The following is a 10,543-nucleotide window of genomic DNA, read 5'->3' as shown; positions in this document are numbered from 1 at the left end:
AAGTCGCGCGCCCTACGGTGTTATAATTATTTGAAATCCCGATCGAACATTAACATCAAATCCATATTGAAATTGCGATCGACCTATTTATTAGTTTCTCACGGCAGCCGCGACCCCAGACCCCAACTAGCTTTGGAAAACCTAGGTCAACTGCTGTCTCAAAATTTGGCTGACTCGTTCCCCGCAGTAGCAACCGCCACCTTAGAACTCGGCCCGGCACCGCTGCACGAACAAATTTGCAGTTTTGGCGAACGTACCCTGTCGCTGGGACTGACAGAATTGCAAATACTGCCTGTATTTTTATTGCCGGGAGTTCACGTCGCCGAAGACATACCGGCAGAGGTGGAAATTGCCCAAAAAACTTTTGGTAACAAGCTAAAAATTGCATTGCGCCCGCATTTAGGTTCCCAGGAAGCAGGCTTAACAAAATTGGTAAAAAGTCAGATGCAAGAGGTGACTTTTCTCCCCAATCTGCTATGGCCAAAATGGATTTTATTATCTCACGGCAGCCGTCGCCCCGGAGGTAACTCGACAGTTGAGGAAATCGCCAGCCAACTCGGTGCACAGACAGCTTATTGGTCGGTAAAGCCGAGTTTGGAAGAGCAAATTGACAGTTTGGTTCGTGGTGGACAGCAGCAAATTGGAATTGTGCCATACTTCTTATTTAATGGAGGAATTACAGATGCGATCGCCCAAAATGTCGCACAGCTAAAGCAGCAATTTCCTGCGGCGGAACTTCATCTGGCAAATCCTCTAGGCGCAAGTGTAGAATTAGCAGATTTAATTGGGAATTTAATTCAAAAATGAACCGCAGAGGCACAGAAGAGGTAAGGGAAGAAAGAAAAATGTCTTTAGGCAAAGTGTATTTAGTAGGTGCGGGCCCCGGAGATCCGGGTTTGATGACCTTGAAGGGAAAAGCTCTGTTAGAGTGTGCGGATGTGGTGATTTACGACGCTTTAGTCAGCCCTCAAATTTTGGCAGCAATCAACCCCCAAGCAGAACGAATTGATGCCGGAAAACGCAAAGGCCGTCACTCGTTAATGCAAGATGAAACAACTCAGTTAATGATAGAAAAAGCTGGAGATAATGCGATCGTAGTTCGTCTCAAAGGCGGCGATCCGTTTATCTTCGGCCGCGGCGGCGAAGAAATGGAAGAGTTGGTAAAAGCTGGAGTGTCGGTAGAAGTTGTACCCGGTGTAACTTCTGGGATTGCGGCGCCTGCTTATGCGGGAATTCCTTTAACACACCGATCGTACAGTTCCTCAGTCACCTTTGTCACCGGCCACGAATCAGCAGGAAAATATCGGCCGGAAGTAAATTGGCAGGCGATCGCCCGCGGCTCCGAAACCATTGTAGTATACATGGGAATCCACAATTTGCCTTACATTATCGGCCAGTTGACAGCAGCCGAATTGAGTGCAGAAACGCCCGTAGCATTAGTGCGCTGGGGAACGCGGCCGGAACAAGAAGAATTGATCGGAACTTTGGGTACAATTGTAGAGCAAGTTGAGGCTGCCGGATTTGCAGCACCTGCGATCGCCGTAATCGGAAACGTCGTCAATTTGCACTCGATATTGTCGGGCTGTCGCCCCGTTTCTCAGACTGTAGAATAAGCGGGGGCGTTGCATAATTGCGGGATGATTTTGATTGTTTTGTGGGATGGGATCTCGCAGCCCGTCCGCTGTATTTTCACAGCAGGCGGAACACCCCACAAGCATCATCGTCAAATTGTGCAGCGCCGTTTCGATTCCTGTACTGCAATATAGACTATAATATAGACTATTTTCTGCTTTGCCTCAATCACCAGAAACATAAAAAAATTTTAATCAACGGTCGATCTCAGATTTATAGAACTCGCATATATTGAATAACAGAACCCAAACACCATGTTTAGGATGCATTAGATGAGTTCCCAATTAGTTCCGCAAGAAACAAAGCCCCAGCCTAGAGCAAATTCAGCCTTCAAGCAATTATGGTTAATGCACGCGGTGATGGCAACCTGTTATTTGCTGCTGTTTGTTGGGGGATTTGGGATGGTAAAAATGCCAGACAATATACCATTACGAGGCAACACTTATACTTTGCATAAATCGATTGGAGCCTTGACAATGGCATTGCTAACTTGGCGGATTTTCATTTTGCAGCGGGTTTGGTGGCGTAAGTATACGCGCCGCCTTCCCAAGTTTACAGGTGAGTGGATTCGCAAGTTTCTACTGCACGCAGCAATTTATCTGTTCATGCTAGCGGTTCCTCTGAGCGGATTTTTCCTATCTAATTCCTATAAAAGCGGGAATCTCCCTTTCTTCTGGGTTGCAACCTTGCCAGACATCTTTCCTCAAAATGCAGCGGTTGTAGATTTTGCAGGAGATTTACATTTCTGGATTGCTTATACTTTCCTGGCCTTTATTGTACTGCACGCGATCGACCAACGAAAATATGTGCGATCGCTTTGGAGACGAACAACCCAAGCCCTAAAAAAATCATCGCTCAGTTAATCTTAATCTGCCTTGGAATCAATTACGTATTTCAGTAGTCAGTAGTCATTAGTCAGCAGTCAGTAGTCAGTAGTCAGCAGTCATTAGTCAGTAGTTAGTTGTCAGTAGTCAGTAGTTAGTAGTAAGTAAGCTGTCGCGCATCTAAATTAGATTTTTTGGGCGGGCCCGACACCCCACAAGACTTTAAATAAAAATTACTAGACAAATTAGATGCACACTAGCTTAATGACTACTAATACCAAATCCGGGTAACATACTTCCTTGACTTTTGTCGGCCGAAGGCAGACTGGTTCATAAAGCAATACGCTTGGGTTAAGGAAAATTGTAGCGAAAATGTTGGGCGGAGTGAAACGGAGGGTTCGTTCACTCGTGCCCAACCTACGCACTATTGTTATTGGTTTAAATGCGTAATAGCTTACTAACTAATGACCAATGACAACTAACTACTGACAACTGACAACTGACAACTGACAACTGACAACTGACAACTGACTGATGATTTCAACGCACCACTTCCCGCATATACTCCCCCCACAATTGAGCGGCATTTGCACTACCTCCCCCAGTCGGAGAATTATCATCATTTCCCAACCAAACTCCTGTTACGAGTTGCTGACTCGGAATATAACCGACAAACCACAAATCTTTATTATCATTAGTCGTGCCTGTTTTTCCAGCTTCTCCCAAACCCAAAGCAGCACTGCTGCCCGTACCTCCCCGCACCACACCTTGCAGCATATCAGTCATCGTATCCGCTACGCCTTCAGAAACTAACTGGCGATTGGCAATGCCATCTTTTTGATAGTCATAAATCACCCGGCAACTGTTAAAATCATTTGGATCTTTGCAATCGCTGCTGTCAATAATTCGCTTGATTACGTGGGGGCGGTTGCCCAAACCCCGGTTCGCCAAAACCCCGAACGCACCGGTTAATTGCAATACGTTAACTTCACTTTCACCTAATACTAAACCAGGGTTAGAACGCAGTTCAGAAGTAATCCCCAAACGCCTCGCCATTCCCACTACATTGTCTAAACCGACATCTTGTGCTACTCTCAAAGCAATTGCATTTTCCGACTGTGCTAAACCCCGATACATATCAGCACTGCCGCTGGTTCTTTCGCAGCCGCTGTAACTTTGTCCGCCCCAGGAAAGGGGGGCGCAAGAATAAGTTTGGCTGGGTGGTATTCCGCGTTCTAGGGCGGCTGCATAGGTGAAAATCTTAAATGTAGAACCGGGCTGTCTAAAAGCTTGGGTAGCCCGATTAAACTGACTTTTCAAATAATCTACGCCCCCAACTAAAGCTAAGACTTCCCCGGTTGCAGTATTGAGAGTGACTACGGCTCCTTGAGAAAAACCTGCACTCGCTCCGGCATTTTCTACAGCATTTCTGAGGGAAGCTTCAGCCACTTTTTGCAGGCCGGGATTCAAACCTGTTTCTACAATAAAATTGCCTTCTCTGGCTAACTGCTCCCCCAGCAAAAACTCCAATTCGTCAAATACATAATTGTAGAAATAAGGAGCGATCGTACTTTGCAGAAATTCGCGAGCTTTCGGATTGATCTCAATTCGCGATCGCCTCGCGCGATCGGCTTCTTCCTGAGAAATCGTCCCCATTGCCCGCATCCGTTCGATTACTCGATCGCGGTACTGCACAGCCAACTGATAATTTTGAATCGGATTAAAACTGTTTGGCGCCGGCAAAATTCCTGCCAAAGTCGCCGCCTCTGACAAAGTTAAATCCTTCGCCGATTTGCCAAAATAAAACCGAGACGCATCCTCAAAACCGTAAAGGTCAATTCCCAAAAACACCCGATTCAAATAAGTCAGCAACAGTTCATCTTTGCTGTAATAATTCTCCAGTTTCAAAGCAACTACAGCTTCCCGCAACTTGCGTCCCGCCGAATCTTGAGTTCCCACATAATCTCGAAACAAACTCCTCGCTAACTGCTGCGTCACAGTGCTGCCGCCTTCGCGAATTCCTCCCCCGCGAACATTGGTCAAAAGCGCCCGCAAAACCCCCAGCGGATCTACCCCCAAATGCCAATTGTAGCGGCTGTCTTCCGAAGCAAGTACCGCCTTGGATAAATAAGGCGAAAAATCCTGCAATTTTTTTAATTCTAAGTGAGCGTTATTCTGAGGAGGACGCAGCGGAGTTTGCCCGTCGCGGGCGTAAACAATCACGGGGCCGTTGATACTTCTCGGCAGAGGCCGCACGTGAAACTTGGTCGATTCCATACCTACCAACACCGCAATCAAAGCGGTGATTCCGCTGACTCCGTAAAAGCTGTAACGCACCAGTTCCAAATACCAAGGCGGCGGATATACGAATTGAATTCTGACGGCGGCGGCTAGTTCCGGCGGCCCTAAAGTGAACACGTCTCCGTGACGCAGGGACATACTTTTAATTCGCCTTTTGCCACTGTAAATGCCGTTGGTGGAGTCTTCATCTTTGATCGCAAAAGGAGTCCGCCGCCGACTATCCCGCGATAGGGACAAGTGCACGTGACTGACAACGGGATTGCGAACTACAATATCTGAAGATTTGGACGATCGACCTAACAAATATCGATCGCCCAACAGCGGATACACCTCAGCTTTAGCTGCACCGGCATCCTGTACCCACAGTTCGGGTACTTTGGCATTCGGTTTCAGCGCTAGCTGGTTAAAATTTACCTTAGCAATAGTCTGGACTGCTTGGGTAATCGCACCCAAGACGGTTTGAGGTTTGCGGGGCGGCTGCGGTGGGGTCATATTTCGCTGTGCACTACGATCGAGCGATCGGCTCTTGCACTATTCTACTCGCAACTTTTGGCTAATTTCAGGATCTGCCCAGACTCTCTTAGCGATCGTCGGCTAATGGCGATCGATTTTGGGGTTATTGCTGAACCTGCCCCGGAATAGTTTATCGAGCAAATCTCCACCCAATCACAAAAAATCCCGCTATCACGAGAGAATTTTACTATCATAAACTTGCCCAAAAATCAACAATTTCGATCTAATTTATCCCTGATTTACCAACACAATTCGCATAATTAAAACCCCCCTTTTTCAAGGGGGGTTAAAAGCCGAAAAATCAGCTTGATTCTCCTTACAGCGAAGAACCCAAACCGGCATAAGCACCGTAGAAGAAAAGACCCACAATGCTCAGAACACCGATACCCGCGACAGTAGCTACCAGCCACAAAGGAATTCTTCCACCACTAGACATAGCCATCACCTCACTAATTCACAGCTAAACAAATTCGATCGAACTATCGAAAGCAAACTCAAACACCAGTTAATTAAAGAAATAACTGGAAAACAAAATACCCAGAGTAAAAATCATCAACAGACCCAAATAAAGAGAAGTCCGATTTAACTCAACAGGCTGCTCGTTGGGATTAGGAAGGCGCTCAGGCATTGTAAACTCCTATCGTTGAATAAATTGCATTGCTGCGATCGCGCCCAAGAAAAAAATTGTTGGGACACCTAAAGTATGAACAGCCAACCACCGCACCGTAAAAATTGGATACGAAATTGGCTCATTGTTTGGGGTTCTGCTCGTCATTTTTCCAAATCCTTGTTAAATTACTTGGCAATGAACTGATCTACTTGTTTCTTAGCTTCAAAGCGATCCGAGATAATCGGCACTTCTTCCCGCTGCGGTGTGAAATACTGGTTAGGGCGAGGAGTTCCGAAAGCATCGTAAGCCAAACCCGTTTGGACAAACAGCCATCCAGCAATAAACAAAGCCGGAATAGTGATGCTGTGAATTACCCAATAACGGATACTTGTAATAATGTCCCCAAACGGACGTTCTCCAGTTGTACCAGACATTTAGAATCCTCCTTTCAACAACAAATCGACAGACAATCTCTATTACTATTCTACTATCAAGCAGCTTCCGCTGAACCTTGATATTTAAGTAGAGTACCGCTCGCGCCGATCACAAATCCGCGATCGGGGCCGATAAAGACAATCCTGTAAAAATTAGCAGGAACATCCTCAACTTCGCGGTCTTTTAGCCAAGTTTTCCCGCCGTCCAAACTGCACAGCAAATTGCCGCCGCCGCCGGCTACCCAAACTTCATTATCAGTCCGGTAAGCCATGTCCAGCAAACCCCAACTCGCCTTGCGATCGGGAAAAAACGGTTTTCCCCAACCTTCAGGATTGGACGGGTCGCTAAACTGAATCTGGCCGCCGCGGGCGAGCATCCACAAACGCCCATCCTTGGTAAAACCCATATTTTGCAGGCGGCGAGAACTGTTCCGGTTGTGAGGTTCCCAAGCTTCTTGTCCGGGTTTCCACACCGAATAGAAATTGCCCTTCGAGGAAACCGCAACATACTGCCCGTCTTCAGAACGGTTGATATTGCGAACCACCCCAAAGGAATCCTGCACGACAGCTTTCCAATTTTTGCCGTCGTCAGAAGTCCGGTAAATCGCTCCCACATCGGTGGTCATCTCGGCGGAATTCGGGCCCAAAGCCGCGATCGTACTCGGAGAACCCGGCAACTGACTGCTCAAAGCAATCCGCGTCCAAGACTTCCCCTCATCGTTCGTGTGGAGCAAAACAGAAGGCTGGCCGACAATCCAGCCTTCTGAACCCGAAAAACTCACCGACGCAAAACGCGACCTCGGATCGTCGATATCCAGTCCTATAGACTTCCAGCTAGTACCGCCGTCAAGCGTTTCGAGCAGAGTCGCCTCAGAACCCACAACCCAGCCGTGCTGAGGATTGCCCGTAAAGGCAATATCCTGCAAATTAGCTTTCGTCGGCAACGAAATCACCTGCCAGGGGTTGTAACTCACAGAACCGATCGTGCTGCAACTCGTACAGATGAGCGCAGCCGCCAATAACATTACAATTCGTTGCCAAAATCTCACAATCGTCTTACTGCAAACCATACATACTAAGTAACAACAAGAAACCAACGACCAAGCCGCCAAAAATCAGCAAACTTTTCTGACCTTCGGTCATGCCGTTGACACCGACACCGTAACGCTGATTTGCCTTAAATCCCGATACCCCTTCCATCTGACCGAGATTTTGAAACATGGATTTGCGCGCCCCGCAAACGGGACAGACCCAAGTTTGGGGCAAATCTTCAAAAGCCGTGCCCGGGGCAATGTCAATTTTAGGATTCCCCTTTTTCGGCTCATAGACGTAGCCGCAGGCGCGGCACTCGTGCCGATCGAGGGTTTTGGTTTCAGTAGCTCGATCGCTCATAAAATCTCTAGGAGTGTGGAAACCGCGTACCTTGATAGTCACGTATGAAACAGGACGCTGAATAAATTCAGAGCCCCCGAAAGGGGTTGGATAAGTAGAGGAGTAGTGCTTATCCATTTCCCTGTATGCCGGGAAGCGCCTTGCTACTCCAGTAATGTTAGCTTCGCCAATGTTATCGGTCGGTACTTTCCCAGAGACACTTCCTTAACCCATTACAGATGTTTAATCCCTAGGTTACAGAGCAAGGAACTAGCTACGCATTCCTTGGTGTGAACTTGAACTCTTGCCGATAACGTAGCCCCGAAAGGGGACTGAGGCTGGTCAACTTGGGGTTTCAGTTTTTAGGCCAGAAGCCCGCGACTTGCCGTCGGGGGTCGTTGACAGCTCCAAAAGAGTAGGTAAGCTAATCTTAAAATATACATTAAAAATTATTGCAGAAGATGGACGATTAATCTCAACCAACTCGTAATTTTAGCTACCCAAAATCTATATAATGTAACAGACAAGTTACAGAACCCTTTCACCTAGGCAGTAATTATTCACCGTGTTTGCACTCAGCGGCTACGAGTATTTCTTAGGCTTCCTGTTAATTTCCAGCCTAGTCCCTATCCTCGCCCTCACGGCGTCTAAGGTACTGCGCCCCAAAAGTCGTCCCTACGACCGACGCACTACCTACGAATCTGGCGTCGAGCCGATCGGCGGAGCCTGGATTCAGTTCAACATCCGATATTATATGTTCGCCCTAGTCTTCGTCATCTTCGACGTAGAGACCGTCTTCCTCTATCCTTGGGCGGTTGCTTTCAACCAGCTAGGACTTTTGGCTTTTATTGAAGCCTTGTTTTTTATCACAATTCTCGTTATTGCTCTTGTCTACGCATGGCGCAAAGGAGCCTTGGAATGGTCTTAAGTTCTGACAAAACACAAAAACCTCTAATTGTCAATCCTGCTATTCGCCCTGAAGTCACATCCGAATTATCAGAGAACGTCATCCTGACAACAGTGGACGATCTCTACAATTGGGCGAGACTTTCGAGCTTGTGGCCGCTGCTTTACGGCACAGCTTGCTGCTTCATCGAATTTGCAGCTTTGATCGGTTCGCGCTTTGACTTCGACAGATTCGGCTTAGTACCGCGATCGAGTCCCCGACAAGCCGACCTGATCATCACCGCCGGTACAATTACCATGAAGTACGCCCCCATCTTGGTGCGGCTGTACGAACAAATGCCCGAACCCAAATACGTGATCGCGATGGGCGCTTGCACCATCACCGGTGGAATGTTCAGCGTAGACTCCCCCACAGCAGTCAGAGGCGTTGACAAACTGATTCCCGTAGACGTGTACATACCAGGCTGCCCCCCCCGCCCAGAAGCGATTATTGACGCAATTATCAAACTGCGGAAAAAAATCTCCAACGATTCCATGCAAGAACGCGGCAACTTGCAGCCCACCCACCGCTACTACACCAGACCCCACAAAATGAAAGTAGTAGATGACATTTTGGATGGCAAGTATTTGTCAGTTCCCGGCCGGATGGCGCCACCGAAGGAATTGACGGAAGCTATGGGAATGCCCGTACCACCGGCTTTGCTGGCTGCACAAAAACAGGAGGTAAACCGTGGCTGAACAAGAATCTGCAATTGTTGAAGCCGGGAAGGTTTCCCAGTGGTTGACTCAGAATGGCTTCGATCACGAAGCTTTAGCGGCCGATAATTTGGGCGTGGAGATATTAAAGGTCGATCGAGAATTCCTAATTCCGATGTCAACAGCACTGTACGCCTACGGGTTTAATTATATGCAGTGCCAGTGCGCCTACGACCAAGGCCCTGGACAAGATTTAGTCAGCGTTTACCACTTGGCTAAACTGACAGATAATGCTTCCAAGCCTGAAGAAGTCCGCGTCAAAGTATTCATTCCCCGCGACGATCCCAGAGTGCCATCAGTCTACTGGATTTGGAAAGCAGCCGACTTCCAAGAACGGGAATCCTACGATATGTACGGCATCATCTACGAAGGACATCCGAATCTGAAACGGATTTTGATGAACGAAGATTGGGTAGGCTGGCCGCTGCGGAAAGATTACATTTCCCCTGATTTCTACGAATTGCAAGACGCTTATTAACGAAGTTTTGCGAGGGCGGGTTTAGAACATAAAATTTGACTTTTTGGGTTAAGTTTTATGCAGAACCCGCCCTCTGTTTTTTGGCTAATTTTGATTTTTTAACCGCAGATGCACGCAAACTCGCTATGACGACTCTGACCGTAGAAATTCTTTGTTCGGAGGCGGCAATATTTTCAGCAGCCGAGTCTCAACACCCGGAACCTCTGCTTTATGGCATCACAGACGGAAGGCTGTTGGGACATATTTGGAGCAAAAGTTCAGACTCTATCTCAAGCAGCAATATGAATTTATAGATGGCAATTCAGCAAGTGGCGATTTCCCTGGGATATTAGTTGACGTGAAGGTAACAAGCGTTAGGCAACCGCAGTCGTCATGTCCTTTCAAATCTGCAAGGCAAAAAATTTTTGGGCTGGGATATTCACTGATTATTTTTGTTTACGAAAAGACAGACAACAGTACGATCCGAAGTGCAACACTGAATATTTTGCATACAATTTACGTGAGTGCCGAAAGAACAGCAGATTTTCAAATGACCCGTGGAATTCGCAATATTTTAGACAACGAAGGCAATAAAGATGATTTGCTTGCTTTCATGTTTGACAAAAATCTACCTGTGGACGAAATTGAAGCAGCTAACATTGCCGACGAAATACTAAAAAACCCACCATTGCAAGGGTTTTTGACCATTTCTAATGCGTTGCAGTGGCGACTTTAGTAT

At 47.2% G+C, this 10,543-nt stretch carries 15 protein-coding genes; 8 read left to right on the top strand and 7 right to left on the bottom strand.

Going from position 1 to position 10,543, the window contains the following annotated elements:
* Window positions 1-72 precede the first annotated feature (72 nt).
* From QUA56_RS09700 to QUA56_RS09690, 3 genes are all read left to right on the top strand, one after another.
* Window positions 73-807, top strand: coding sequence for a sirohydrochlorin chelatase (locus QUA56_RS09700; RefSeq protein WP_333356552.1), 735 nt, complete (start codon window positions 73-75; stop codon window positions 805-807).
* On the top strand, window positions 804-1,613 hold the full coding sequence (gene cobA / locus QUA56_RS09695) for a uroporphyrinogen-III C-methyltransferase (RefSeq protein ID WP_333356405.1): 810 nt from the start codon (window positions 804-806) through the stop codon (window positions 1,611-1,613). The genes QUA56_RS09700 and cobA overlap by 4 nt, the downstream gene beginning before the upstream one ends.
* A gap of 291 nt (window positions 1,614-1,904) precedes the next feature.
* On the top strand, window positions 1,905-2,495 hold the full coding sequence (locus QUA56_RS09690) for a cytochrome b (RefSeq protein WP_333356403.1): 591 nt from the start codon (window positions 1,905-1,907) through the stop codon (window positions 2,493-2,495).
* 501 nt (window positions 2,496-2,996) lie between these two features.
* On the opposite strand, the gene QUA56_RS09685 is transcribed toward QUA56_RS09690, so the two are convergent.
* The 7 genes from QUA56_RS09685 to QUA56_RS09655 all read right to left on the bottom strand — a co-directional run bounded on the left by QUA56_RS09685 (window position 2,997) and on the right by QUA56_RS09655 (window position 7,706).
* Entirely contained in the window at window positions 2,997-5,249 is a 2,253-nt protein-coding gene (locus QUA56_RS09685) for a transglycosylase domain-containing protein (RefSeq protein ID WP_333356401.1), read from the bottom strand.
* A gap of 337 nt (window positions 5,250-5,586) precedes the next feature.
* On the bottom strand, window positions 5,587-5,706 hold the full coding sequence (locus QUA56_RS09680) for a photosystem II reaction center protein J (protein WP_333356398.1): 120 nt from the start codon (window positions 5,704-5,706) through the stop codon (window positions 5,587-5,589).
* Between the two features lie 69 nt (window positions 5,707-5,775).
* Entirely contained in the window at window positions 5,776-5,898 is a 123-nt protein-coding gene (locus QUA56_RS09675; protein ID WP_333356395.1) for a photosystem II reaction center protein L, read from the bottom strand.
* Between the two features lie 9 nt (window positions 5,899-5,907).
* The gene (psbF, locus tag QUA56_RS09670) at window positions 5,908-6,045 is read right to left on the bottom strand and encodes a cytochrome b559 subunit beta (protein WP_006635504.1); all 138 of its coding nucleotides are present in this window, start codon (window positions 6,043-6,045) and stop codon (window positions 5,908-5,910) included.
* Window positions 6,046-6,065: 20 nt separating this feature from the next.
* Window positions 6,066-6,314 carry a cytochrome b559 subunit alpha gene (gene psbE, locus QUA56_RS09665; protein ID WP_333356392.1) on the bottom strand — a complete coding sequence of 83 codons (249 nt, stop codon included), beginning with the start codon at window positions 6,312-6,314 and terminating at the stop codon, window positions 6,066-6,068.
* A gap of 56 nt (window positions 6,315-6,370) precedes the next feature.
* Entirely contained in the window at window positions 6,371-7,384 is a 1,014-nt protein-coding gene (locus QUA56_RS09660; protein ID WP_333356388.1) for a photosynthesis system II assembly factor Ycf48, read from the bottom strand.
* Window positions 7,371-7,706: a rubredoxin gene (locus QUA56_RS09655; protein WP_015176848.1), complete on the bottom strand. Its 336-nt coding sequence runs from the start codon at window positions 7,704-7,706 to the stop codon at window positions 7,371-7,373. Before QUA56_RS09655 ends, QUA56_RS09660 begins: the two co-directional genes overlap by 14 nt.
* A 544-nt stretch (window positions 7,707-8,250) precedes the next feature.
* Between QUA56_RS09655 and ndhC the strand changes: the two genes are divergently transcribed.
* The 5 genes from ndhC to QUA56_RS09630 all read left to right on the top strand — a co-directional run bounded on the left by ndhC (window position 8,251) and on the right by QUA56_RS09630 (window position 10,540).
* Window positions 8,251-8,613 (top strand): photosynthetic/respiratory NAD(P)H-quinone oxidoreductase subunit C, encoded by a 363-nt coding sequence (gene ndhC, locus QUA56_RS09650; RefSeq protein ID WP_006635500.1) that lies wholly within the window; start codon window positions 8,251-8,253, stop codon window positions 8,611-8,613.
* Window positions 8,604-9,329, top strand: coding sequence for a photosynthetic/respiratory NAD(P)H-quinone oxidoreductase subunit K (ndhK, locus tag QUA56_RS09645; protein WP_333356385.1), 726 nt, complete (start codon window positions 8,604-8,606; stop codon window positions 9,327-9,329). The genes ndhC and ndhK overlap by 10 nt, the downstream gene beginning before the upstream one ends.
* Window positions 9,322-9,825 carry an NAD(P)H-quinone oxidoreductase subunit J gene (locus tag QUA56_RS09640; protein ID WP_333356382.1) on the top strand — a complete coding sequence of 168 codons (504 nt, stop codon included), beginning with the start codon at window positions 9,322-9,324 and terminating at the stop codon, window positions 9,823-9,825. The genes ndhK and QUA56_RS09640 overlap by 8 nt, the downstream gene beginning before the upstream one ends.
* A 35-nt stretch (window positions 9,826-9,860) precedes the next feature.
* On the top strand, window positions 9,861-10,118 hold the full coding sequence (locus QUA56_RS09635; protein ID WP_333356379.1) for a hypothetical protein: 258 nt from the start codon (window positions 9,861-9,863) through the stop codon (window positions 10,116-10,118).
* 236 nt (window positions 10,119-10,354) lie between these two features.
* Window positions 10,355-10,540, top strand: a complete 186-nt coding sequence (locus QUA56_RS09630) for a hypothetical protein (RefSeq protein WP_333356376.1) — start codon at window positions 10,355-10,357, stop codon at window positions 10,538-10,540.
* Window positions 10,541-10,543: the final 3 nt, after the last annotated feature.

Origin of the sequence: Microcoleus sp. N3A4, assembly GCF_036701805.1 — a bacterium.
Lineage (GTDB): Bacteria > Cyanobacteriota > Cyanobacteriia > Cyanobacteriales > Microcoleaceae > Microcoleus.
The sequence above is the reverse complement of the archived record's forward strand: the minus strand, read 5'-3'. Positions and strand labels throughout refer to the sequence as shown.